Origin of the sequence: Vibrio sp. D3 (genome assembly GCF_043995865.1) — a bacterium.
GTDB classification, from domain to species: Bacteria; Pseudomonadota; Gammaproteobacteria; order Enterobacterales; family Vibrionaceae; genus Vibrio; species Vibrio diabolicus.
Genome location: NZ_CP171886.1, coordinates 959529 through 984406, shown reverse-complemented (window position 1 = coordinate 984406; position 24878 = coordinate 959529). Strand labels below are relative to the sequence as shown.

Annotated in this window: 22 protein-coding genes, 1 tRNA gene and 1 pseudogene; 12 read left to right on the top strand and 12 right to left on the bottom strand. The window is 44.5% G+C overall.

Annotated elements, in window-relative coordinates; translation table 11 throughout:
* Positions 1 to 3 precede the first annotated feature (3 nt).
* Positions 4 to 1230 carry an L-2-hydroxyglutarate oxidase gene (gene lhgO / locus ACHFJ9_RS04265; protein WP_395353923.1) on the top strand — a complete coding sequence of 409 codons (1227 nt, stop codon included), beginning with the start codon at positions 4 to 6 and terminating at the stop codon, positions 1228 to 1230.
* Positions 1231 to 1277: 47 nt separating this feature from the next.
* On the opposite strand, the gene ACHFJ9_RS04260 is transcribed toward lhgO, so the two are convergent.
* The 4 genes from ACHFJ9_RS04260 to ACHFJ9_RS04245 form a co-directional block, all read right to left on the bottom strand.
* Positions 1278 to 1682 carry a cystatin gene (locus ACHFJ9_RS04260; RefSeq protein ID WP_193448179.1) on the bottom strand — a complete coding sequence of 135 codons (405 nt, stop codon included), beginning with the start codon at positions 1680 to 1682 and terminating at the stop codon, positions 1278 to 1280.
* 76 nt (positions 1683 to 1758) lie between these two features.
* The gene (locus tag ACHFJ9_RS04255) at positions 1759 to 1857 is read right to left on the bottom strand and encodes a DUF2474 family protein (protein WP_080955913.1); all 99 of its coding nucleotides are present in this window, start codon (positions 1855 to 1857) and stop codon (positions 1759 to 1761) included.
* Positions 1857 to 2855 carry a cytochrome d ubiquinol oxidase subunit II gene (gene cydB, locus ACHFJ9_RS04250; RefSeq protein WP_124007459.1) on the bottom strand — a complete coding sequence of 333 codons (999 nt, stop codon included), beginning with the start codon at positions 2853 to 2855 and terminating at the stop codon, positions 1857 to 1859. Before cydB ends, ACHFJ9_RS04255 begins: the two co-directional genes overlap by 1 nt.
* 11 nt (positions 2856 to 2866) lie before the next feature.
* Positions 2867 to 4255, bottom strand: coding sequence for a cytochrome ubiquinol oxidase subunit I (locus ACHFJ9_RS04245; RefSeq protein WP_237310685.1), 1389 nt, complete (start codon positions 4253 to 4255; stop codon positions 2867 to 2869).
* 162 nt (positions 4256 to 4417) lie between these two features.
* Here ACHFJ9_RS04245 and ACHFJ9_RS04240 point away from each other — a divergent pair, with 162 nt between their 5' ends.
* A complete protein-coding gene (locus ACHFJ9_RS04240) occupies positions 4418 to 5662 on the top strand; it encodes an NADH:ubiquinone reductase (Na(+)-transporting) subunit B (RefSeq protein ID WP_395353919.1) in 1245 nt (414 codons plus the stop codon).
* 298 nt (positions 5663 to 5960) lie between these two features.
* A complete protein-coding gene (locus ACHFJ9_RS04235; RefSeq protein ID WP_395353917.1) occupies positions 5961 to 7361 on the top strand; it encodes a tryptophanase in 1401 nt (466 codons plus the stop codon).
* Between the two features lie 74 nt (positions 7362 to 7435).
* On the opposite strand, the gene ACHFJ9_RS04230 is transcribed toward ACHFJ9_RS04235, so the two are convergent.
* Together ACHFJ9_RS04230 and ACHFJ9_RS04225 are read right to left on the bottom strand one after the other, a co-directional pair.
* The gene (locus ACHFJ9_RS04230; protein WP_005374167.1) at positions 7436 to 8047 is read right to left on the bottom strand and encodes a DUF2913 family protein; all 612 of its coding nucleotides are present in this window, start codon (positions 8045 to 8047) and stop codon (positions 7436 to 7438) included.
* 32 nt (positions 8048 to 8079) lie between these two features.
* A tRNA-Leu gene (locus tag ACHFJ9_RS04225) sits at positions 8080 to 8163 on the bottom strand.
* A gap of 562 nt (positions 8164 to 8725) precedes the next feature.
* Between ACHFJ9_RS04225 and ACHFJ9_RS04220 the strand changes: the two genes are divergently transcribed.
* Entirely contained in the window at positions 8726 to 9934 is a 1209-nt protein-coding gene (locus tag ACHFJ9_RS04220) for a NupC/NupG family nucleoside CNT transporter (RefSeq protein WP_005393641.1), read from the top strand.
* Positions 9935 to 9988: 54 nt separating this feature from the next.
* Here the strand turns inward: ACHFJ9_RS04220 and ACHFJ9_RS04215 are convergent, their stop codons facing one another.
* Complete coding sequence (locus ACHFJ9_RS04215) at positions 9989 to 11077, bottom strand: DUF3541 domain-containing protein (RefSeq protein ID WP_395353914.1); 1089 nt, start codon at positions 11075 to 11077, stop codon at positions 9989 to 9991.
* 69 nt (positions 11078 to 11146) lie between these two features.
* Entirely contained in the window at positions 11147 to 11752 is a 606-nt protein-coding gene (locus ACHFJ9_RS04210; RefSeq protein ID WP_395355338.1) for an alpha-ketoglutarate-dependent dioxygenase AlkB family protein, read from the bottom strand.
* A 131-nt stretch (positions 11753 to 11883) separates the two neighbouring features.
* On the opposite strand from ACHFJ9_RS04210, the gene ACHFJ9_RS04205 reads away from it, so the two are divergent.
* Positions 11884 to 13239 carry a sensor domain-containing diguanylate cyclase gene (locus tag ACHFJ9_RS04205; protein ID WP_256949411.1) on the top strand — a complete coding sequence of 452 codons (1356 nt, stop codon included), beginning with the start codon at positions 11884 to 11886 and terminating at the stop codon, positions 13237 to 13239.
* Positions 13240 to 13627: 388 nt separating this feature from the next.
* On the opposite strand, the gene ACHFJ9_RS04200 is transcribed toward ACHFJ9_RS04205, so the two are convergent.
* A complete protein-coding gene (locus ACHFJ9_RS04200) occupies positions 13628 to 15184 on the bottom strand; it encodes a DUF3612 domain-containing protein (RefSeq protein ID WP_080955914.1) in 1557 nt (518 codons plus the stop codon).
* A gap of 176 nt (positions 15185 to 15360) precedes the next feature.
* Between ACHFJ9_RS04200 and ACHFJ9_RS04195 the strand changes: the two genes are divergently transcribed.
* Positions 15361 to 15939: a malate synthase gene (locus ACHFJ9_RS04195; RefSeq protein WP_005393653.1), complete on the top strand. Its 579-nt coding sequence runs from the start codon at positions 15361 to 15363 to the stop codon at positions 15937 to 15939.
* 104 nt (positions 15940 to 16043) lie between these two features.
* Here the strand turns inward: ACHFJ9_RS04195 and ACHFJ9_RS04190 are convergent, their stop codons facing one another.
* Complete coding sequence (locus tag ACHFJ9_RS04190; protein ID WP_005393654.1) at positions 16044 to 17057, bottom strand: GGDEF domain-containing protein; 1014 nt, start codon at positions 17055 to 17057, stop codon at positions 16044 to 16046.
* A gap of 366 nt (positions 17058 to 17423) precedes the next feature.
* Here ACHFJ9_RS04190 and ACHFJ9_RS04185 point away from each other — a divergent pair, with 366 nt between their 5' ends.
* The 3 genes and pseudogenes from ACHFJ9_RS04185 to ACHFJ9_RS04175 all read left to right on the top strand — a co-directional run bounded on the left by ACHFJ9_RS04185 (position 17424) and on the right by ACHFJ9_RS04175 (position 21009).
* A complete protein-coding gene (locus tag ACHFJ9_RS04185; protein WP_258622875.1) occupies positions 17424 to 18758 on the top strand; it encodes a DASH family cryptochrome in 1335 nt (444 codons plus the stop codon).
* A gap of 3 nt (positions 18759 to 18761) precedes the next feature.
* Complete coding sequence (locus tag ACHFJ9_RS04180) at positions 18762 to 20306, top strand: cryptochrome/photolyase family protein (protein ID WP_258622876.1); 1545 nt, start codon at positions 18762 to 18764, stop codon at positions 20304 to 20306.
* Positions 20306 to 21009, top strand: a pseudogene (locus ACHFJ9_RS04175) (SDR family oxidoreductase). The gene ACHFJ9_RS04180 and the pseudogene ACHFJ9_RS04175 overlap by 1 nt, the downstream one beginning before the upstream one ends.
* A 71-nt stretch (positions 21010 to 21080) precedes the next feature.
* On the opposite strand, the gene ACHFJ9_RS04170 reads toward ACHFJ9_RS04175, so the two are convergent.
* Both ACHFJ9_RS04170 and msrB read right to left on the bottom strand, forming a co-directional pair.
* On the bottom strand, positions 21081 to 21227 hold the full coding sequence (locus ACHFJ9_RS04170) for a DUF2256 domain-containing protein (RefSeq protein ID WP_074189751.1): 147 nt from the start codon (positions 21225 to 21227) through the stop codon (positions 21081 to 21083).
* Positions 21228 to 21278: 51 nt separating this feature from the next.
* Positions 21279 to 22421 (bottom strand): peptide-methionine (R)-S-oxide reductase MsrB, encoded by a 1143-nt coding sequence (msrB, locus tag ACHFJ9_RS04165; RefSeq protein WP_395353910.1) that lies wholly within the window; start codon positions 22419 to 22421, stop codon positions 21279 to 21281.
* 203 nt (positions 22422 to 22624) lie between these two features.
* On the opposite strand from msrB, the gene ACHFJ9_RS04160 reads away from it, so the two are divergent.
* The 3 genes from ACHFJ9_RS04160 to ACHFJ9_RS04150 all read left to right on the top strand — a co-directional run bounded on the left by ACHFJ9_RS04160 (position 22625) and on the right by ACHFJ9_RS04150 (position 24028).
* A complete protein-coding gene (locus ACHFJ9_RS04160) occupies positions 22625 to 23023 on the top strand; it encodes an OsmC family protein (protein WP_395353908.1) in 399 nt (132 codons plus the stop codon).
* Between the two features lie 129 nt (positions 23024 to 23152).
* Positions 23153 to 23707: a sugar O-acetyltransferase gene (locus tag ACHFJ9_RS04155; protein ID WP_005393677.1), complete on the top strand. Its 555-nt coding sequence runs from the start codon at positions 23153 to 23155 to the stop codon at positions 23705 to 23707.
* A gap of 87 nt (positions 23708 to 23794) precedes the next feature.
* A complete protein-coding gene (locus tag ACHFJ9_RS04150; RefSeq protein ID WP_005393681.1) occupies positions 23795 to 24028 on the top strand; it encodes a hypothetical protein in 234 nt (77 codons plus the stop codon).
* Positions 24029 to 24878 lie beyond the last annotated feature (850 nt).

The window sequence follows — 24878 nt, the reverse complement described above, 5'->3', positions numbered from 1 at the left end:
CGTATGAAATCAGTCTATGACTACATCATTGTTGGTGGCGGTATCGTTGGTGTGTCGACGGCATGGCAACTGCAGCAACGTCATCCAGACAAATCCATTTTATTGGTTGAGAAAGAGTCCGGTTTTGCCAAGCACCAAACCGGACACAATAGCGGCGTGATTCATGCTGGGGTGTACTACGCACCGGGCAGCTTAAAAGCGGATTTTTGTAAGCGTGGGGTAGAGCGAACCATTTCGTTCTGCGCCGAGCACGATATCCCGGTGGAGAACTGTGGCAAGTTACTAGTTGCGACAAACGAGCAAGAAGTCGAACGCATGAATGCCCTCTATGAGCGCTGTCATGTCAACGGCATCGACGTAAAGCTACTAGATGAAGTTCAACTCAAACTGGCTGAGCCAAACATCACTGGCTTGGGCGCGATTTATGTCAAAACCACCAGTATTGTCGACTATCGTTTGGTCACTGAGCAGATGGCGGAAGAGTTCAAAAAGCTCGGAGGTCAAATCAGCCTGAGAACCAAAGTGGTGGCTGCCGAAGAGAAGGATGAGGAAGTCCAACTGACCTGCATTTCAGACGGTCAAACCATGCAGCTCAATGCCAAATTCTTGATCACTTGCAGCGGCTTGATGGCGGATCGCATGACTAAGATGATGTCTATTCCGACCGATTTCCAAATCATCCCTTATCGTGGTGAATACTACCGCTTAGATAGCAAACACGACCAAGTGGTGAATCATCTTATTTATCCAATTCCCGACCCTGATTTGCCATTCTTAGGTGTCCACCTAACGCGTATGATTGATGGCAGCGTGACCGTAGGTCCAAATGCGGTGCAAGGCTGGAAACGGGAAGGGTACGATAAGGTCAACTTTAGCCTGCAAGATACCATGCAAATGCTGAGCTTCTCCGGTTTCTGGAAGGTGACACAAAAGCATCTAAAAACTGGACTGGATGAGTTTAAGAACTCGTGGTGGAAGCCAGGCTATCTCAAGTTGGTCAACAAATATTGCCCTAGTATCAAGGTCGAAGACCTCAAACCATATCCTGCGGGTATTCGTGCGCAAGCGGTGTTATCTGATGGCTCTTTGGTTCATGACTTCTTGTTTGCCGAGAGTGCGAGAAGCCTGCACGTTTGCAACGCACCCTCTCCCGCAGCGACATCGGCAATGCCTATTGGGGAGTACATTTGCGATAAAGTGAATGAGAAGATAGAGGCGAAAACGGTATAAAACAAAGGCGACGTAACTGTCGCCTTTGCTATATTTGAAGCGAGGTTTTATGACTCGCCTTCTTTAGGGCAGAGTTCGCCTTTCTTAGCGTGTCTTTCGATCATGTAATCGCCTCGGGCACTGTGCAGGACTATCGCGTTCCAGACTTGGCCATCTTGCAACTCGAACTCAAATGCATAATGGGTTCCGCCGACCATTTTCGTTCTCACTTCATGAATCGCTTTCAATTTATCATCGGCATTCATTTGATAAAGCACCATGTTGAGTGAGCGTCTAGCGTCAGGAGTAGCTTGAGCAACTTGCCAATGGCCCTGATCGTCTGTTGTGGAGCAAATAGACCGCATTTTACTTTTCATGGCGGATGACATCTGCTTGTCTACGGACAATGCATTTGGTGAAAACAGTAAACCTGTCAAAGGAATCAAAGTTGCCAGAATCTGCTTTAAGGTCATAAAAACACTCCGTTGCTTTACCCTTGCTTGAGTATAGACCTCAATGGCTTCAGATGTGGTGCAGTAGACTCTTGGCCTACAATATCGCAGCTCGTATCAGCGAACTGACGATAAACAAGGCGACCACGCTTGCCAGCCAAATGCCAATGAACCACAAAATGGGTTTTAGTTTCATCAGTGATATCCCTCTCCACGTTTCATCTTGCCGCGGAAAACCCAGTAAGAATAAGCCGTGTAGGCTATGATCAGAGGAAGTAATACCACCGCACCGGCTAGTAAAAATGCCAAACTCTTATCTGGCGCGGCGACGTCTTGATAAGTGAGTGCGAATGGGACCAAGTAAGGAAATGTACTGACACCGAAACCCATCGCGGAAACAAGAAACAGGCCGATGGCAAGTACATAGGCACGAACAGCTTTGTGGTCGAGTAAGGCTTTGAATAGCTGCCAAATGAGTGCCACTGCAATAATTGGTAAGATGAAAAACAGCAGCGAGTTTGGTAATGAGAACCAACGTTCAAATACGATATTTTGGCTCAATGGCAGCCACAAACTGGCGATGAATATACAGGCTACCATCGCTAGTCCCCATCGTCGCGCGACCACGTAGTAACGCCCCATCAGCTCTTCTGGAAGCTTGATTAATAACCAGCATGAACCGAGCAGAATATAAGCACAAACAAGCGCCAAGCCACAAAATACGCTAAATGGCGAAAGCCAATCAAACCATCCACCTGCGTATGCTCGTTCACTAACTTCTATACCTTGGAGCAGGGTTCCAAGCATAATGCCTTGCATCAATGCCGCGGTGAGTGAACCAATGAAAAAAGCGCTATCCCATAAAAACTTTCCGCGTTGTGTTCGGAAGCGATACTCAAAAGAAACCCCGCGCAGAATTAGCCCGAGCAGCATTAAAATCAGGGGAGCATAGAGTGCTGGCATAATGACCGCGTAGGCGAGGGGGAACACGGCAAAAAGCCCACCACCGCCAAGAACTAACCAAGTTTCATTACCATCCCAAACAGGAGCGATGCTGTTCATCATCATGTCGCGCTCTTCATCGTCATTAGCGCTGAGGAATAGGATACCAATACCGAGATCAAAGCCATCTAACACGACATAAATCAGAACGGCGAGCCCAATCAAAGCGTACCAAATTAATGCGTAATCCATGAGCTAGCCTCCTAGGTTAGATGGTTAGAGTGTGTGATGGCATCGGTTTTCGTGCCATCAGGAAGTCGGCTGTCTAAGCCTTCTTCATAACGAGTTGGAGATTTGCGCATCAAACGCAGGAGATAGAAGAAGCCAGCTCCAAAAACCACAAAGTAAACCACGATGAACGCCGTCAGGGAGACGCTCACCGCGGCGGCATCAATAGGCGATGCCGAATTGGCTGTGGTTAAAAGACCGTATACGGTGTAAGGCTGGCGACCGACTTCGGTGGTTATCCAGCCTGCTAAAACTGCAATGAACCCCGCTGGGGCAAACAGGACACAAATACGTTGAAGTGCCCTTGAATCAAAAAGTTTGCGACGTTTTCTTAGCCATAGGCTCCACAAACCAATAACAAGCATGCCAAAACCAAGCGCGACCATTACTCGGAAAGACCAGAAAACGATAGAGACAGGAGGGTGTTCCTCCTCTGGAAAAGCATCTAATCCCTTCACTTCACCGTTGAGGTCATGAGTTAAGATCAAACTACCGAGTTTGGGGATTTCCAGTGCGTATTCCATACGTTTTTCTTCATCGTTAGGGATACCGAAGAGGATCAATGGCGCGCCTTGGTGAGACTCATAGTGCCCTTCCATCGCGGCGACTTTGGCGGGTTGATGTTCAAGGGTGTTTAATCCATGCATGTCTCCAGCAACGATTTGAATTGGTGTCACGATGGCTGCCATCCACATTGCCATCGAGAACATAATTCTGGCTAGTGGATTATGGTTTGCTTTTAGTAAGTGATAAGCGGCAACGCCCGCTACAACAAAGGCGGTAGTGAGGTAAGCGGCGAGCAACATATGAACGAGCCGATAAGGGAAGGAAGGGTTGAAGACAATCGCCCACCAATCTTCTGGGATAAACTGTCCGGCTTCGTTGATACTGTAGCCCGTTGGTGTTTGCATCCAGCTATTGACCGAAAGTATCCAAAACGCAGACAAAAACGTCCCGAATGCAACAATACAAGTCGCGGCGAAGTGGAGCTTCTTGCCTACCTTATCCATACCGAAGAGCATCACGCCTAAAAAACCAGCTTCGAGGAAAAACGCAGTGAAAACTTCATATCCCATTAACGGGCCTAAGACTGGGCCTGTTTTGTCGGCAAATACGCTCCAGTTGGTCCCGAATTGATAGCTCAACACGATGCCACTTACCACACCCATACCAAAACTGATGGCAAAGATTTTGAGCCAGTATTTATATATCTGCATGTACTGTTTGTTGCCCGTTTTTAAGTACAAGCCCTCTAACACGGCGAGGTAACTTGCCAAACCAATCGTAAACGCTGGAAAAATGATGTGGAAAGAGACCGTAAAGGCAAATTGGAATCTGGCTAAATCGATGGCGAGTGTATCCATGGGCATTCCCTTTTAAGTTTCGAATTAACAGTTCGCCGAATTAGAAGAGATGAGGGAAGAGCGACGAACAAAATGGAATACGAAGAAGGAAGGCTAAGAGATTAAAAAACGATCGCTTTTTACGGCAGTGCGTACCATCTTTTAGATAAAGGAGGAGTTGTTATGAGCCTTAAACACTACTTTGAGAAAGCGACACCTAAGTTTGGCCCTGGTGGGAAGTATCACAAGTTCTATCCATTGTTCGAAGCTGTCGAAACCATTTTTTACACGCCTGGTAAGGTTAACCAGGGCATGACTCACGTTCGAGATAGCATCGATTTAAAACGTATTATGATCATGGTGTGGCTGGCGGTCTTCCCTGCCATGTTCTGGGGTATGTACAACATAGGTCAGCAGTCCAGCGATGCTTTGTTGTATGGAATGGATCAAGCCTCAGCTCAGCAAGCGCTGGCTTCTTCGTGGCAACTGAGTTGGGTATGGGGCTCGTTAGATGCGGTTTCACAAGCGGGGTGGGTAAGTAAAATGTGGCTTGGTGCTACTTACTTTCTACCCGTTTATGCGACGGTGTTTATCGTTGGTGGTTTTTGGGAAGTTCTGTTTGCTATTGTGCGCAAGCATGAGGTGAACGAAGGTTTTTTTGTCAGCTCTATACTCTTTGCACTGATCCTTCCTCCGACAATTCCACTGTGGCAAGCGGCTTTAGGTATCACTTTCGGTATTGTTGTGGCGAAGGAGATTTTTGGTGGTACGGGGCGAAACTTCCTAAACCCAGCTTTAGCAGGGCGCGCGTTCTTATACTTTGCCTATCCTGCCAACATGTCTGGTGGTGCGGTATGGGTCGCGGCTGATGGTTACTCTGGCGCTACTCCACTTAGCCAATGGTATGAAGGTGGGCAAAGTGCCTTGATAAATAATATGACGGGAGAGCCAATTTCATGGGGAGATGCTTTTGTTGGTAATTTACCAGGCTCGATGGGTGAAGTCTCCACGTTGTTAATTACACTAACAGGCTTGGTTCTTATTTTTATGAAGATTGCGTCGTGGCGAATCGTTGCAGGCGTGTTGGTTGGTTTAGTGGCGGCTTCATTATTATTGAGTGCGATCGGTTCGGACTCTAACACAATGTTCTCCATGCCGTTCTACTGGCACTTCGTGATTGGTGGGGTTGCGTTTGGTACCTTCTTTATGGCGACAGATCCCGTCTCGGCGGCTTTTACCAATAACGGTAAATGGGCATACGGACTATTAATCGGTGTGATGACGATTTTTATCCGAGTGCTGAACCCAGCGTATCCAGAAGGCATCATGTTAGCGATTCTATTTGCTAACTTATTCGCGCCACTTTTCGATTATTTAGTCAAAGAAAATAATATCAAACGCAGAATGAAAAGGGCGAGACCTTCTTAAAATGAGGGTGACCTCACTGAAAATTGATTGAAAACTGCACTATATTGAAAAGGTCAGAAACATGGGGTTTCTGGCTTTTTATTTTTATCAGGAGGGCGAAGACGATGAGAATAAAGGATATTCTCGATAGCCGTTTGGTGCTGTCGTTCTGGTACAACCTAGACTACTGCTTATCTCTTCTTAGTAAAATCTCTTCTCGTTGATTTCCTCAATGCAACCGCATTGAAAAGCATTTTATCTATTTGTTTTTTAGTCTTACGTGATAGCGCGTAGGACAATGCGTATAAGGAAGTTAACAATGAAACGTATTCCAGAACCTTTCCGTATCAAAATGGTTGAGCCAATCAAAATGACCACTTTGGCAGACCGTGAAGTCGCGTTAAAAGAAGCGGGTTATAACCCATTTCTTCTTCGTAGTGATGATGTTTATATCGATTTGCTGACTGACTCTGGCACTGGTGCCATGAGCGATAATCAGTGGGCTGGCATCATGATGGGGGATGAATCCTATGCGGGTAGCCGAAATTACTACAACCTATGTGATGCAGTGGAGCACTTCTTCGGTTATAAGCTTACCGTGCCTGCGCACCAAGGGCGTGGTGCCGAGCAAATTTTGTTCCCAGCTTTGATTGAGCGTATGCGTCAGGTGCGTGGTGGTGAAACGCCAGTATTTATCTCGAACTACCATTTTGATACCACAGCGGGTCACATTGAACTCAATGGCGGTAAAGCGATTAACGTGGTAACGGAAGAAGCATTCGACACCACTACGCCTTATGATTGGAAGGGCAATTTTGATATCGATAAGCTGGTGGCAACAATTGAAACGCACGGTTCGCATAACATTTGTGCGATTATCACCACGATTACTTGTAATAGTTCCGGTGGCCAGCCTGTGTCGATGGAAAACATGCGCAGCGTGTACGAAATCGCAACCAAGTACGATATTCCGGTGGTGATTGACTCGGCTCGTTACTGTGAGAACGCCTACTTTATTAAGCAGCGTGAAGAGGGGTACGAAGATAAATCGATTCTGGAAATCATTCGCGAGATGTATCAATACGGCGATATGCTCACCATGTCAGCTAAGAAAGACCCGATGGTAAACATTGGTGGCATGTGTTGTATTCGTGACCATAAGGAGTTGTTCCAGGCGGTGCAGACGCGCTGCGTACCCATGGAAGGATTTGTAACATACGGCGGCATGGCTGGGCGTGATATGGAAGCGCTCGCTCGCGGTTTGTATGAAGCGGCAGATGAAGATTTTCTTCACTACCGAATTAGCCAAGTTCAATACTTAGGTGAACGCTTACGTGAAGGCGGTATTCCGATTCAATACCCAACGGGAGGTCACGCGGTGTTTGTGGATGCCGCTAAGATTTTGCCACACATTCCAGCGGATCAGTTCCCTGCGCAGGTATTGTGTAATGCTTTGTACTTGGAGGCGGGTATTCGAGCAGTAGAGATAGGATCGTTGCTGCTTGGTCGAGATCCGGAAACGGGTAAACAAAAAGCGTCAGAGCTTGAGTTGATGCGTTTGACCATTCCACGTCGTGTCTATACAAACGATCATATGGATTACATTGCGGATGCGATTATCGAACTGAAAAATCGTGCACATGAGTTAAAAGGGCTCACTTTCGAGTACGAGCCACCAGTGCTGCGCCACTTTACTGCTCGGTTTAAAGAAATCGATTAATTAAGGTTTGGATATAGAAAAACAAAAGGCCGCGAGTTTCGCGGCCTTTTTCGATTTGTTTCTTAGCGTTACAGTTACGCCAACTCTAATGTAATGCGAACGAACTGATCGTCCTGGTACTGCACTTCATAATTGAATGTACCACTGGCGTAAATGCTGCCAAGGAAAAGTGAGCGTTGACTCATTGGTCCACGGAACAGCATCGAAATAGGAGCGATTAGGGCGTTATTATCATCGAAGTGCTGATTTAAGTTCTCAGAAAGCACACACAGCAAACAGCCGTGTTGGTCGTGAGATAAGTCGACGTCTTCCGGTCGAGATAATAATACGGTAGTCCCCAACTTCTTCTCAATCTCGTTAATCAACAGCAAGTAGCTATCTAGATCAGGTTGAGGGTTACTTGGTTTATCTGCACCCACGCAACGTTCGAGTAACGCTTCCAGATTTCCGTTCTCGCCTTTTGCCTGTTGAGTCAAAGACTTTAACGGCTTTTTAATCAGCTTATAGCGATTACTCTTCAGTTTTGGCTTCAGCCATTTCTGCAGTAAGTCGTTACGCTCTTTAAGGGAGAGGCCATGCGAGGACGCGTGAATTTTAAAGTGCAGGTGCAATAAAGCGTGAACCGCAAGCTCACTCAGAAGTTGGTTAGCATCTGTAGACTGTCTTGCCTGCTTAGAACTTTGCATTACACTCGAACAAAATTAGGGAAGAAGGATAATGGTGCCGAGAGAGGGACTCGAACCCTCACACCAAAGGCACTAGCACCTCATGCTAGCGTGTCTACCAATTTCACCATCTCGGCATCATGATGCTCTGAATACTCAGAGGCCTCGAAAAGAAGCACCGCGAATTGTATAACCAAAATCCATCTGTTGGCGAGAGCAAAATGACGAATTTTGGATCTTTCGAGTTTGATTGCGTATTTATTGGTCACTTTTGCGTTTTTTACCATCAAAGTCTGTCCTTATGCCCTTACTTTTATTAACAGTATGACGACAAAAGAACGTTTTTGCCTAAATTTTGAACGCTTGAACGTTTGCGTAAATAAATGTGATGAATATCTCTTTTTGTTGGCTATACTTGCGTCCCGTTTAAGCGGGAATTAGGGTTTAGTTGTTCAGGACCCTTACCCATACAAGCCGTCACATGGAGCAGGCCAAGCAATACGCTCGCCAGCAGTGAATGACCCCACGGACCGGACCAGCTACGTTCAATTGCTTGTATAAGGTAAAAATAAGATGTCGAACTATTCGTTCTGTCTACATTCTGGATCTGAAGGCGAGTTATCACTCGCTGCGTTGTCCCTTTCTTCTGCCAATTCCTTTGGCTCTTTTTTCTTTTTCAACGTTCAGTAGGTCCAGCTCATGAGTGTTCTATTTAGTCTATTTGGTATTGTTGCACTGCTAGGTTGTGCTTTCCTACTTTCTGAGGGCCGTTCTTCCATTAATTGGAAAACCGTATCTCGCGCCTTGATGCTACAAATGGGATTTGCTGCCTTAGTGCTTTATTTCCCGTTAGGTCAGGCGGCGCTGGCGAGTTTAAGTAATGGTGTCGCGGGGCTACTCAGCTTTGCTGATGAGGGGATTAAATTCCTCTTTGGTGACCTCGCTTCTTCTGGCTTTATCTTCGCTATTCGTGTCCTTCCTATCATCATCTTCTTCAGTGCTCTTATCTCCGCCCTTTACTACTTGGGCATAATGCAAAAAGTGATTCAATTTATTGGCGGCGCTATCCAGAAGTTCTTGGGTACGAGTAAAGCAGAGTCTCTGGTTGCAACAGGTAACATTTTCTTATCTCAAGGCGAGTCCCCACTTCTTATTCGTCCATTTCTTTCGAACATGACTCGCTCTGAACTATTTGCTGTGATGGCTGGTGGTATGGCTTCAGTGGCGGGCAGTGTGCTTGGTGGTTATGCCGGTTTGGGTGTCGACCTAAAATACTTGATTGCGGCAAGCTTTATGGCAGCTCCAGGTAGTTTGATGATGGCAAAAATCATTGTTCCTGAACGCCAAACGCCAAGCGATTACAACGATATTGAGCTAGATAAATCAGAAGAAAGCAACGTTATTGATGCGCTAGCAAGCGGCGCCATGGGCGGTATGAAAGTGGCCGTTGCTGTTGGTACCATGCTTATCGCTTTTGTTAGTGTTATCGCGATGGTGAACACGGGACTAGAAAACTTAGGTGACATACTTGGTTTCTCTGGTGTGACGCTACAAGCGATTTTTGGTTACTTGTTTGCACCTCTAGCGTGGTTGATTGGTGTGCCAAGCCACGAAATCCTTGCTGCGGGTTCATACATTGGTCAGAAAGTTGTGATGAACGAATTTGTCGCGTTTATCGATTTTGTACAGCACAAAGCGACGCTGTCTGAGCATACTCAAGTCATCATCACTTTTGCGTTGTGTGGCTTTGCAAACATTGGTTCAATTGCTATTCAGCTGGGTTCTATCGGTGTGATGGCACCTGAGCGCCGCAAAGATGTTGCAAGTCTAGGGCTAAAAGCAGTTGCTGCTGGCACACTCGCTAACCTGATGAGTGCGTGTTTAGCGGGTATTTTCATCTCGCTCTAATTTAGATTGAAGATGCACACTAAAAACCCGCCCAAATGGCGGGTTTTATTATTTCTAAGGCTTAGGTATTAAGCCGTAGGGTATTGATTTAAAAGCATCAGGGTGCTCTTGATAAGTTGGCGCTTTATGTACCCCTTTCCAATCTAGCAGCATGATGGCTAGCACGTTACGGTGCTCGCCGTACTTGAGATCAAAACTCCCATCGACCGATGGAATCATCCCTTTTTCAGCGTTGATTGCGTGACGAATGGCTTGGCGGGTTTTCTTTACGACCGGATCATGGTCCAAGCCTGCTAACAAAAACGAAATGCCGACTTCTGCAATCACATCTTCTTTGGCGCGCAGTAGAATAGTGTCGATGTTGTTGCGAAAGTAATCATAAATCCATTGGTGTTTCTTTTCGCTTACTCGTTCTTGATAGTACTGTGAGTCGGCAAAGATGATGTGCGTCATACCATAGAGTTTATTCCAATACTGCTGAGCTGACAGCATCTTATCTTTATCGTCGGGGTAGGTATTGCGAAAGGTTTGAGCAAATTCCTCGACCACATCTTGCTCACCAAGCTGGCGAAGCCAGTAGACTTGGTTTGCGAGCTGAGCTGCCCACGCCTCTATCATTTCTTTGTCCGTAACGTAACGCGAGAAATCGTAGCGCCTCAGGATCTTTCTTAGCGTCTTGTCTTGCTTATGTTTCAGACCATATTCGTTTGCTCTTGCCATTGCGCCAAGCAAATCCACGCCAAGATAAAGATATTCAGGATGGTGTTTAGTGACGGTATAGCGTCGTTGCCCTCGCTCACTTTCTTTCTCTTGATACGCGGCCAATCTTTGTGATGAATAAAGAATAATGTCTTCAGGTTCAACGACTTCATTAGCAAATCGGTTTAATCGGCTAGCTACTTGTGCCATGTCGGTCCAAACGGCAGCGAGATATTTCTCATCTAACGTCTGACGGTACATGCGTAAGCCAAAGTGCCCCTCTTTAAACGCAGGTAAAGTGAACAGTTCCTGCTCGTAGGTACTACGAATCAACTGTGCTGATTGAGCATTATCTAGGAGCGGTATCTCTTCTTGTGATGCCTGAACAGCAAAGGTAAGTGAGCAAGAGAGTAAGACCGCTAAGCTAAGAGGTTTGATACGCATAAATCCATTCCCTATGAAGTCCTGAATCTAAACCTACCATCAATATTAATTAAGAATGTAAAAGCTGAGTCAATAGTTAAAAATCTGTCGAAAAGTCAGATTGATACGTTTACCTTTGGTTTTCGCGGTTTTTGGTACACAGTGTTTCCAGTGATGTTGGAGCTCGCCAGCCATAACCAGTAAGGAGCCGTGAGAAAGATCATATTCAATCTCAGTTTTACAATGTAAATTTCTGAGCAAAAATCGACGTGTATCACCTAAATTCAAAGAGGCGATAACTGGGTTTCTACCTAGCTCTGGTTCATTGTCTTGGTGCCAGCCCATCGAATCTTGGCCGTGTCGGTATAGGTTGGCAAGTACAGAGTTGAAGGCTACATCCGCAATCGACTCACAGCGCACTTTGAGCTGAGTTAATTCAGGAGTCCAAGGGTGAGGCTGCATGGTCAAGCCTGAGTAAGTATATGCTGCATCACCGTGCCACGCTTGTAAACGAGGTTGAAGTACTGACTTGCCGAACATGGTAATGCGCTCTTGATGCCATGGCAGTGTTTTCAGGAGTTGGTCAAAGTAGTGATCCGCTTCTAGATGGCTAAGAAAATAAGGATCGTAATAGAGTTTACCCCTTTCTACTTCTTGCCACTGAGTACCGCCAAATAAATCGCCTTGTTGATGCATCATCTCATACCTAAAACATAAAAAATTTTAATCACTATTACCTTTCCGATTGGGATTGGTTATTCTTGTGATAATAAGAATTTTAACAATAAATAAAAATCTCGTAACGATATACGAGTTGTGGGGAGAAAATGCGTTATTTACCCAGAAAGCGATGCTATTTTGCATTGTTCTTCCTCAGTTTTTTCGCTTTATGCGTTGGGGTTATTGAGCTGTTGCATCGAAATCAGCAAGAGCTTCACCAAGAGCGAGTTCAAGTTGAGGCCAAAGAGCAACTTTCCACCCTCCGTTCCAATTTGGAAGCGGTACTTATGGCGGATATCTATAAAGCCAGTACCTTGGCGACACTCATTACTTTACTGCCTAAAAACCAAGAAGACGAATTGAACATTGCGGCTCACCGCATTTTGAACAAAAGCAAACATATTACGATCATTGGCATCGCGAAGAATGATGTTATCAGTCATATATTTCCCCGCCAAGGTAATGAGCGTTTAATCGGCCTCGATTACCGAACGGTGCCACAGCAGTGGGTACAGGTGCAAAAAGCCAAGGATATACAAGAAATATTCATAGCAGGGCCTGTCAATTTGATTCAAGGCGGCAAAGGCTTGATCGTGCGGGTTCCGGTTTTTCTTGATCCACCGTTGAACCAAGATTATTGGGGTGTGATCAGTGCGGTGATTAATTTTGATGCTCTGATGCGAGAAACTGGCGTGATCGATTTCTCTTATCGCTATCCTTTGATGATTCGTGGTTACGACAGTGGCGGTGCTTTTGGTGACGTTTTCTTTGGCGCGTTGAGTGAAACCAAAACGCCATACGCGAAAGAAATGGTTCATTTTCCTTATGGTGGGTGGAGTATGGTGGTTTTCTCCGGAGATAAACTCGACCGTCAAATTCCTTGGCATCAGCTTTATTTAGCAAGGCTCATCGGTTATCCCATTGTTTTTGCACTGAGCCTCGCGCTTATTGCGATTTATCGCTTGTACACCATTGCGGATGATAGAGCACTGCATGATGAACTGACGCACTTACCAAACCGTCGCTATTTTATGAAGTTTTACAAGCAGCAGTTTGAAATAGCGAAACGTTACAAAAAGCGTTACAGCTTCGCCTTAATCAATATAGATCTGGATAGGTTTAAACATATTAACGATACCTATGGTCATGACGCAGGCGACAAGGTCTTAGTCGCTACGGCTGAAAGAGTGAGAAGCTCTCTGCGTAAATCAGATATAGTGGCCCGAATGGGAGGGGATGAGTTTTTAGTTGTCGTTCATAACCCTGGGACGGAAGAAAATGTTCAGTCTCTGCTACAAAAGCTCAGGTTAGCTTTATGTTCGACGCCCGTGATTTACGATGAAGCGCTCATTTACCTGAGAACCAGCATTGGGTACGCGATATTTGATCCGGACATGTCATCTCCAGAGCAAATGATGAAAATAGCCGATGAGAGAATGTATCAACAAAAACATGGCGGATGAACCTGAGCCCAGTTTCAATCAGGGCTTTGGAGCAGTGGTAAGGTTAAGAATCCGAAATCTCACCATCATTTGGGTATAAGAATATATGACTTTACATGTTAATAGACTCTTTGCTGAGAGAGTCATTATTAGCAGTGCATGAAGTGGCATATTTGCATGTTGTTGCATTTTGCAAATGCAGTTTGCGAAATTTATGGTTAATAAAGCAACGATATGCATCTGGATCTATTAAAAAACGGCCTTTTTAAAGTTGGCACGCATCGTGCTTTATCTAGAGTGACCCTTATTAAGCCGAGGGTCACCTAGCCAACTGACGTTGTTAGTGAATACACATTGTTCACAAGTATATACCGCCAATCACGATTATTGTGATTGGCGTTTTTTCTTTCTAGAGACCAATAATATTCACGTCGTCACCTGTCTCATCGGCTTCTCCGCACTTACTGTAACAACTAGGCTGCCTTGGACAAACGGCCCCTCTTGAGCAGATTAGCCTAGCTTGGGTTTGAATACCTCGTTCTATCCAATTGATGTTTAATATCTTAGCGATGGTTGTTAAGTCTTTTTTGATGTGGGGAGGAATGACACTACTTCCGCCGGAAGCGACACAAAGTGACTTCAGCTCTTCCGCAATAGAAACCGCATCACCACCTTGTGCAGAAATCGCAGGGTTTAAATCTATCCCCGCGCACAACACTCGGTTGTTCCCCGCAGGGTCAAATACGTTGACTGATTCACAACAGTAAATACGTGGCTCGTCGCCCACATTCAAAATCGAAATTTGCGCTGAACTGGTATCCAAAGGTTGGGCTAGACGTCTAAATACGGCCCAGTGTTGGCAAGGATCGTTCACTTTGCGCATATTGCCCCAAGGAAGCGGGATGCCATTTCCACGATATACCGCTTTCAACTTGCCCGGACCATAGGCATCAAAGTAGTGCCAATGAGGGTACGGAGAAACCACGGTCATACGACGCATCGCAACGGAAGGAGAAACGCCAGCCTTTTTGTGAACATCAATTTCGTAACCGGAACGGTCAAGCAACTGACGAAATGGTACTTTGGGGCAAAGCAGGGCACCAGCAAAAAAGCTGGACTCAAAATCGCGCCAAGCTTGTAGGATATCTTGCGAGTTGAGCTCAGAGTTGGAAACTGGGCTGTCCATTTGCTCCCAGTTGTTTTGATGCCCAATAGATAAAACGTTATTCATTGCATCACTGCTATGGAGCACGCGATGGCCGATGTATACCGCCAAGTCATATTTCAATCGGGTTGGGTAGTCACGCATTCGTTTATTGAGATAAATGGTGCCAGGTGGCTCCATGAAAGACGTAATCAACTGTTTGGCGCTGACGCCCAGTTCATCAATCACATCCTGTGGTGCTCGGTCTACCCAGCGAATATCCAACCCCATGCTTTTCGCAATATCTATCAGATCTTCTACCGATAGATTCAGGCGTTTCAAGCCGACCTCTTCGGCTGCGCGTTCTAAATCAGGAAAATGGTTTTGATGGTTCTCTTGGTGCGCACGGATCAACAAGTGGGCGAATTGACGTCCAGTAATACCCGTTTGAGACAACATCTCTGGAATCGCGATTTGGAGAATATCATTGGAGAACAAAAAGCTCGGCTCCAATGCCATACCGTTGATACCGCCACGATTCCCTTTGTTGGGGGTAATGGCCTCTAATTCCGGTTCATCATCTAAAAACCACGCAGGATCTTTTTGAAAAACTTCCGCGATTACTTCGAGCATATCAATACTCGGAACGCGTTTTCCGCGCTCTATCATCGAAAGGTAAGATACCGACGGTGCGTACTCAGGATTGATCCTTACACAGCGTGCAGATAAATCCTCCATCGTTAAATGGTTGTTTTTCCTTAGGTTGCGAATTTTCGTACCTAGAAAATGGGACTGACGAATAAGGCTTTTTGACACAGACATTTTGTAAAATTCACATTGTAAAATTTTTGTTGTGAAATTGTAGTCAATATTTCGCTAGTCTACATAATAAGCAGGCAAGGAAATTAACCATCAACTTCACAGAATTGCCTGAAACTTAAACGAAGGAATTAAGTTTTTACTCTAGGACGAGTTTTTTTAAGTGCGAGGATATGACGATGAATATGCTGAACTTCGATAAAAAAGAGATGCAACAACAACAACGCCCATTTATCGCTGAAGCTGTATTTGCCGTCGAAGCGGTAAGTGCTGAGCAGCAGAGCGAGAAGCAAGTAAAAGCGAAGCAACTACTAGACCGCATGTTCCCATTGGAGAACGGGTCGCACCAAGATGTATCAAGTTACGTAATTGATTACCGCCATGTATTGGCTTACTTCAAAGACGGCACACACAGCGGCCTGAAAAGCCCAAAACACTTTGTGGCGTATACGGGTGAGAAAGAAGATCCAAAATCGATCTTGTTTAAAGACGATTCAGGTAACCACGTAGAAGTGCTATTTGGCTGTCACAAAGGCACCGGTTGTGTGGAGTTGATGGATATTGATGACATTCAACTGGAAACCCGCACTACGTTTAATCCTGAACTAACGGGTAATGCGCCGACGGCGATGCGCCACTGGATTAGCCTAATCAAAGGCGACAAAAAAGGTAAGCCGATGGCATGCAGTGAAGATAAGGAATACACTGCGAAAAACGGTGACGACTATATTCTAAGCTACTGCTACAGTGTCGATTAAGATGTGAAGCGCCAGATAAATAGACCCCGCACTCAACAGTGCGGGGTTTTTATTCTATTTCGAAAAAGTCGGTCCTATTAACCAATCTTACATAACAAGTTGATTTAAATGGGCATCACGCGGTTACGACCGAGTTGTTTTGCCTCATAAAGTTGCTTATCGGCTTTATTGACCAGAGCTTCAGGCGTATCACCCACCTCATATTCTGCTACCCCAAAAGAAGCGGTAATGCTGTGAACTTGTGTACCAGAACGCTTATCTCTGATGCGCAGTTTTTCTATCATGCGGCGTAGGGTGTCTGCATATTGGCGAGCAATTCGCAGAGACTTATTGGGCACAATTAAAGCGAACTCTTCACCACCAAAACGATAAGCGCATATTCCATCTCGACAGCTTTGTTGTAGTCGACGGGCAATGGCTTTTAGTACTGTATCGCCGAAAAGGTGGCCGTAATTGTCGTTAAATGACTTGAAATGGTCGATATCAAGCATGATCAAGGTCATTGCTTGATTTGATGCGATAAGCGAAGACAGATCTTTATCAAAAGCTCGACGGTTGTAAAGGTTGGATAGACCATCAAATAATGCGTCTTGTTGTACTTCAGCCAGCTGATTTTTGAGGCGAGAAATTTCTTCACTCGCATTAGTTAATTGGCTATTCAAAAACTTTGTCGAGTGACGAATTTCGTGTGACTCTGCGACAAGTTGACGAATCACCACCATCACTTCTTCAATACTTAAGCTGTTGTCTTCAACTTTTTCTAGCTTATTAAAACTTTTGTCTACCATTTCAGAAAAGGAAGAAGTATCTGAAAGTGTATCGCTCATCGAGCTGGACACTTCATGCAGCAGAACTTCTACATTGGTTCTAAGATCTTCAAGGCTAGTTTCTGCTTTACTGGCAACATAGTTGTTATAAAGCTGTTTATTGGTTGCAGGCGGGCAGATACCGTAGTTTTCTAACACCGTATCCAACTCAAAGTTGAGTTCAGGAATGGTCTTGTCAACGTAGGTATACCAAAGCGCATAGTTGGCTGGCGTGGCAGCAACATGATTTTTGATCATTAGTGGGACCGCTTTTTTCAAATTAGCGGTCGATTTTTTAAACTCGTCGGTCATTTCTGCGATGGTACTAGCAAAATGGAATTGGACTTAGATTAACGGATATTAACCAATATCGCTTTAATTTTTATCATTTTTGCATGGTTTATATAAAAAATGAGTGATTAAGACCGTTATCAATATCGCCAAATTTTAATTTTATAAAATCTTAGTATGAAACATGTGCAAACGATGTTTTGGTGTTAAGGGCTCTAAGATGACCAGCCAATCGGTTTAGTGAAATCGTCAGTAACCTAATGATCGTAAAGCTCTATTGCCCGTACAACAACGAGTGGAATAAAAGACTTAGCGCTTAGGCTATTTGCAACAAGAACGCGGGGATACCGAGTTTTCAAAAAACGAGTTTACAAAAGAGGGGGCGACTTGGATAAGAAAATAGGACTGTATTGGTTCACTAATGACCTGCGTTTGCATGACAACCCGCTGTTGATAGACGCTTGTGCAGAAATGGATGAGTTAATTTGTTTGTATTGTCGCCCCTCGGTGACACCTTACTTGCAGCACTTTGCGCAGGAGACCTCTTTAGGGCGTGCGAAATTGCAGTTTCTCGAGGCATCGCTTAATGAACTTAATCAATCTTTAGCTAAATTGGGGCAACGATTATGGACGATTGAACTGACGCCCTATCAAGCGATCAAATATGCCATCAGTCATTTCGGTATCACTCATATTTATGCTGATGCGTTTGCGGGTTCGGATGAGCAACAGGCACTAGAGCGTGCAATTGAAGGCACTCCCCATGTGAACATAAAACAGCAAGCGATCCGCACTTTGTTGTGCGAAGAACAGTTGCCATTTGAATTAAGGCAACTGCCTGTGACCTTCACGAAATTTAGAAAGCAGGTCGAAGGTTTAGAGCTCTCTCAGCCTTACGAGAGCGTTCATGCTTTACCGCCAGCACCTTCAGGTACGAATTTTCCTACCGCCACGACATATTACTTTGACACCAAACCAGCATTTGATGGCGGAGAACTGAGCGGTCTTGAACATTGTCGACGCTATTTTGCTTCAAGTTTAGCGAGCGAATATAAACAGACGCGCAATGGGCTTGATGGGGTGGAGTATTCAACTAAATTTTCACCTTGGTTAGCTCATGGTTGCGTCTCGCCTACAATCATTTATGCCATGCTCAAACAATATGAGCAAAAGAACGGAGCAAATGATTCAACCTATTGGATCTATTTCGAGTTGCTGTGGCGGGAATACTTTTATTGGTACGCGAGAAAGTATCAACAGACGTTGTTTCGATTTGGCGGTATCGCCAACCAGCCACCACTGACCAGTTTTTATGCGCAACGCTTCAAGCAGTGGAAGAAAGGCGAGACACCTTTTCCAATCGTTAACGCATGTATGCATCAGCTTAATAAAACGGGTTATATGTCTAATCGAGGGCGCCAACTGGTCGCGAGCTGTCTGGTTCATGAACTCGGACTCGACTGGCGCTACGGTGCTGCTTATTTTGAAACTCAGTTGATTGATTACGATGTCGGCTCTAATTGGGGCAACTGGCAGTATTTGGCTGGTGTTGGCGCTGACCCACGTGGCTCACGTCAGTTTAATCTAGAAAAGCAGACACAAACTTATGATCCAGATTTTTCATTTATCGACAAATGGCAGGGGAGATGCGTAGGCGTACATCTTGATAGTGTCGATATGGTGGATTGGCCGATTGCGCCAAAAAAAGAGAGCGGGAGATAACCAATGCATTACGAGACGGTTCGGCTCATTCTTGGTGACCAACTTAATAGCGAGCATTCGTGGTTTCAACGTGTAGACGACTCGGTGCTTTACCTTGTTGCTGAGTTGAAACAAGAAAATACTTACGTTACGCATCACATTCAAAAGGTGTGTGCTTTTTTCTCTGCGATGACGAATTTTGCCAACGAGCTGCAGGAAGAAGGGCATCAAGTTTTGCACCTTACGTTGGATGACACACAATCTTTCGAGGATCTTGCGCAAGTCTTACAACACTACGTGAGTGAAGTTGGTGCAAGTAAGTTTGAATATCAACGCCCCGACGAATACCGTTTACTAGAGCAGTTAGCCAAACTAAAGCTTGATGGGGTCGTGATGCGCAGCGTCGATTCGGAACACTTTTTGTTACCGTTTGAGGAAATAGAATCGCAGTTTCCTCAAGGTAAACACATCATGATGGAGCACTTTTATCGCCGTATGCGTAAGCGTTTCAACATTTTGATGCAAGACGGTAAGCCTATTGGTGGAAAGTGGAACTACGACGCCAATAACCGAAATAAACTTAAAGCAAAAGACATTGAACAGCTGCCAAAGCCATTAATGTTTAGTCATGACGTCAGTGATATTGTCGAGCGCTTAGGTCGGCACAACATTCAAACCATAGGTAAATTAAATGGTGATTTACTTTGGCCAGTAAGTCGCTCTCAAAGCTTGTCTTTACTCGCGCATTTTTGTCAGGTCTGTTTGCCACTGTTTGGTCGTTTTCAAGACGCCATGACAGGTCAGCACGAGGCTAAATGGAGCTTGTATCACAGCCGGATTTCGTTCTCGCTGAACAGCAAACTGCTGAATCCGCGAGAGGTGATTGACGCTTCACTAAAGGCATTTCATGCCAATGCCGACATAGACATTTCTCAGGTAGAAGGTTTTATTCGTCAGATCTTGGGATGGCGAGAGTACATCAGAGGCGTTTATTGGGCGAACATGCCTCATTACCCGAAAAAGAATGAACTGGAAGCGAGTAGAAAGCTGCCAGACTTCTTCTGGAACGGCGAAACCAAAATGTCCTGTATGCGAAACGCGATTGGCCAGTCTCTTGATTACGCTTACGCGCACCACATTCAGCGCTTGATGGTAACCGGTAACTTTTGTTTATTAACTGAGATCGACCCAGACCAAGTGGATGAATGGTATCTCGGTATCTACGTTGATGCGATTGAATGGGTAGAAATGCCCAATACGCGCGGTATGGCACTGTTTGCAGATGGTGGGATTGTTGGCACCAAACCGTATGCGGCGAGTGGCTCTTACATCAACAAAATGAGCGACTACTGTAAGGGTTGCCACTACGACAATAAGGCTAGGAGTGGAGAAGGCTCTTGTCCGTTCAACAGCTTGTATTGGCGCTTTATGAACAAACACGACAAACGCTTAGCAACGAATCCACGTATTGGGATGATTTTCCGATCTTGGGACAATATGGAAGAGCAGCAACGCCAAGCGATATTAGATACTGCTGAGCACTATATGGAAAACTTGGAGAGCTTGTAATGGACATACTGATCGTTGGTGGAAATGGCGGCATTGGATTGGCGATGGTTCAACAAGCGCTAGTTCGCTTTCCTCAAGCTCGCGTGCATGCCACTTATCGTAAGCATCAACCAGACTGGCAACACCCAAATGTAGTTTGGCATCAAGTGGATGTATTGCAGGACGAGCAGATGACAGCGTTCAGTGAACAAATTGAACATGTTGATTGGTTGGTGAACTGCGTTGGTATGTTGTACACCCAAGATAAAGGTCCTGAGAAGAATCTTAGCTCGCTCGACGCAGACTTTTTTCAGCAAACCATCATGGTTAATACTTTGCCGAGTTTACTGTTGGCGAAATACTTCACGCCCAAGTTAAAACGCAGTACCAACCCCAAGTTTGCGACCATTTCGGCCAAAGTTGGCAGTATTAGTGATAATCACTTAGGCGGTTGGTACAGCTATCGTGCATCGAAAGCCGCGTTAAATATGTTCCTCAAAACCATGTCGATTGAATGGCGGAGAATGGTCAAACACGGGACTGTACTCGCTCTTCACCCAGGCACAACAGATACGGCTTTGTCGGCACCTTTTCAAGCGAATGTACCTGAAGGAAAGCTGTTTAGCCCAGAGCGTGTCGCGCGAGACTTATGGGGATTGACAAAGCAACCCCGCAGGATAGCGGGGCATTTTGGGCTTATGATGGTGCCTTGTTACCTTGGTGAAGCGCTGCTTGGTCTGAGCCACGTTACCTTGGAAAATAAGGCTAGCAGTGCGACATAAAGTTTTTGTGGTTCTAACTTTTGACTGATTTGTTTCTTCGGCAGCGCTCAGAACAGTAAACGACTTCGTCCCAATTTCTTGCCCATTTCTTTCTCCAAGAAAATGGGCGATGGCAAACAGAGCAGATTTTGGTTGGTAATTGTGTTTTAAAACCTTTCATCTGGTCCTCCCCATTCGCCATCGTATGCCCTTGAAGTTGAATGAATACGAACTATTTATCAAAGAGATACAGATACTCTTCATACCCCTGCGTTTTCATTTCACTTACCGGTACAAATTTCATTGCCGCAGAGTTCATGCAGTAGCGTAATCCTGTTGGCTTCGGACCGTCTTTAAAAACATGACCAAGGTGAGAATCACCAAACTTACTGCGAACTTCCGTTCTTGGATAAATCAGCTTGTAATCGGTTTTTTCAACGATGTAACCTGGGTTGATTGGCTTAGTGAAACTTGGCCAACCCGTCCCCGATTTGTATTTATCGGTAGAAGAAAACAACGGCTCACCAGTTACGATATCAACGTAAATCCCCGCTTCTTTGTTGTCCCAATATTCGTTGTCGAACGGACGTTCGGTGCCTTCTTCTTGTGTTACGTAGTATTGCAACTCCGTTAAGTTTGATTTGATCTCGGACTTAGCAGGCTTACTGTACTCTTTCACTTTTGATAGCAACTTTTTTTCTTCGATCAACTGACGAAGCGTTTTTGGGGTCTCTTTACGATCATCACCAAATACTTCATCCAAGTATTTATCTCGACCAGACGCATAGCGGTAATACTTATACTTTAAGCTGCTCTTTTTGTAGTAGTCTTGGTGATACTCTTCTGCGGGATAAAACTTTTCAAACTCGATCAATTCTGTTTTCAACGGTTTTGGATAGATCATCGCCTTGTCGATTTCCATTATAAACTGTTCTGCGATCTGCTTTTGTTCAGCGTTATGATAGAAAATAGCAGGGCGATACTGTGGGCCACGGTCGACAAAAGAGCCTTTATCGTCAGTAGGATCGATATGACGGAAAAAGTAGTCCAACACTTGCTCGTAACTAACCACTTTAGGATCGTACTTAACTTCGATCACTTCTATGTGACCTGATTTACCTGATGAAACTTGGCGATAAGTTGGGTTTTCAACTTGACCACCAGAATAGCCTGATACGACATCGACTACGCCAGTCAACTGTTCCAAATCCGATTCTGTACACCAGAAACAGCCGCCAGCTAGTGTGGCGATTTCTGCATTCTCTGAAGCCTTCATCTTATCCATCGTATCGGCGGTGCCTGTTTTACTCAAAAGTAGAAACAAGACAGGAAGTGCGAAAGAGAATCCGACCAATAACTTAGATATATTCTTCATAGCTACCTCAACGTTGTTTTCCGTAGAAAGTGTGACTGAAATAAAAAGTGTTACGTATAGAGAAAGGCAACCGAGCGAAAAAATTACAGCAATGTTGAAAATTCCGTTGCCCTTTTATGCGAGAAAGCTAAAGTATCGACACGAAATACACCGCTTGATAGGGCAACGATGTCTTCAACGAGCGATGCTAAATGAGGTAAATCATGCAAGCAGAAGTTAAATGGGTAGAAGATTTTAAATTCCTTGGGCAATCTCAGTCGGGTCACTCCGTAGTGATGGATGGCAATGGCGGTGCAACGGCACCAAGCCCAATGGAAATGGTACTAATGGCCGCTGGTAGCTGTAGCTCTGTCGATGTTGTCGACGGTTTGAAAACGGCAGGACAAAAGGTCTTGTCTGTTAATGCCAAGCTAACCACAGAGCGTCGTGAAACCGCACCACGTATCTTTACGCAAGTGAATATCCACTTTGAAGTTTCAGGTGACGAGCTTGACCCAGAAGTCGTAGCAAAAGTGGCGGCTGACTCGCTAGAAAAATACTGCTCGGTTTGCTTAATGCTAGGTGAAGGTGTTGAGATGACCCACAGCTGGGAAATCGTGTAAGTCGACAGACTCCACAAAATATAAAAACAGGAAAGAGAAAAGTGCAGGCTTTTCTCTTTTTTTATTCCGCAATTCACGTACCGTGTGATTAATCTGAAAGTAGTAATTGCAGGTTTTAGGAGTCTCCCAGTGACAGAACTCGAAAAAATGATGTCTGGTCAAATCTTTGATGGCATGGACAAAGAAATTGACGCCATTAGAAGTCATGCTCTTCAAGCACTTAGAGCACTCAATAACAATACCGACGAAAGTCAGCGCGACGAATTGCAAAAACAGCTGTTTGGCAAAGCGGGTCTTTGCATTGTTCAAGCCCCTTTCCATTGCGAGTTCGGTAAAACCATCGAAATCGGCGAAGAAACCTTTATCAACATGAATGTGGTCATGCTTGATGGCGCTAAAATTACCATCGGGAACCACGTGCTAATCGGTCCAAGCGTGCAATTGTATACGGCTTCTCATTCTGTTGATTACCGAAGTCGCCGACGTTGGGAGACGTTTTGTAAACCTATCACGATTGAAGATGATGTGTGGATTGGTGGTAACTCCGTCATTAACCAAGGTGTAACGATTGGTGCTCGCTCGGTGATTGCGGCGAACTCGGTCGTCAACCATGATGTGCCGCCAGATTGTCTATACGGAGGCACACCTGCTAAGTTGATTCGTCGTCTCAACGAAGAAGAGTAAGAATCGATAGTGATGGTATGATGACTCGCTTTACAGGCATAAGAGAATCATGCCATCAGAAAGGGATAATTCGCCAAGGAGTCTAAGATGTCGAACAAGACAGAAGTCCTCATGTGCCCTACATGTGGGGTAGAAACGCATCATGTAGTGGTGTTAGTCAGAAAGAAAAGTGGCTTTGAAGGCGATAAAAATCGCAACAAGAAAGAGTTCATTGCTGGCTTTCTCAAAAGCGTAGTATTCGGCGCCTTCCTTGCTTCTATGGATGAATTTGAACGTCACTTGATCTGCGAAAACTGTGGTCATAAAACCATTCAACAGTAACTGATAGTCTTTCTTTCTCTGCATAAGTTCATAAGTGCGGTTTGAAGCACTGATTATTCAAATCGCATTATCCTCTTTTAGTGCTTTTGCTCTTCTTATGTTCCTTTCTCAAAAATGAGTCACATCAGTACGCATTTTAACCGCTTGGATACAGGTAAATCACTGCTATATATAATAAATTTTGGTGGGAAATACGTGTTTCAGCTCGATGTTTAACCTCTGTTCTATCGACACGTTTTGGGTCCGTAAACACTTAAATTTCGTTTGCTTTATGTTATATACAGTGCGGTTGTGTGAAATTGGTCACATTAATGTTTAATTTATAAAAAAACATTTAATGAATAGTAATTCACAAATATGCTGACCGTATGTGCTATTTAGTTTTGACTTATCTTTTGAGTATTCACTTGGTGAATGTTTTGTTGATTTTAGATTGACTGAAAGTTTGATTTTCTATTCAAACTTGTCAAGGGTTGAATAGATATATTAGAAAACATGAATTTGATCTTGTTTCTATCTTTTGTTTTAAATGCGAAATTCATTATTAACAACGGATGGTTTTGATGATTTCTCTTATGTGTATCCCACCAATTTTAGAAATTGAAAATTAAACTTTCTCAATACAATAACGACTAAAATTAAACGGAATGATGTTCTTATATTTTTTGTATTTTAACTTATACATTTTCAATCATTCATTTTAACTGTTTTTGTTGATTTTAAGTTGTTGATAATAATTGTCTTTTAGCTTTTATTTTAATGGCATTGCTTTGCTGCTTCTTTAATGTTGTGGTGAGTGGTTTTATTTATAAAAAGTCATTTTAAAGTACGTTTTTAAGCAAAGTAGAAC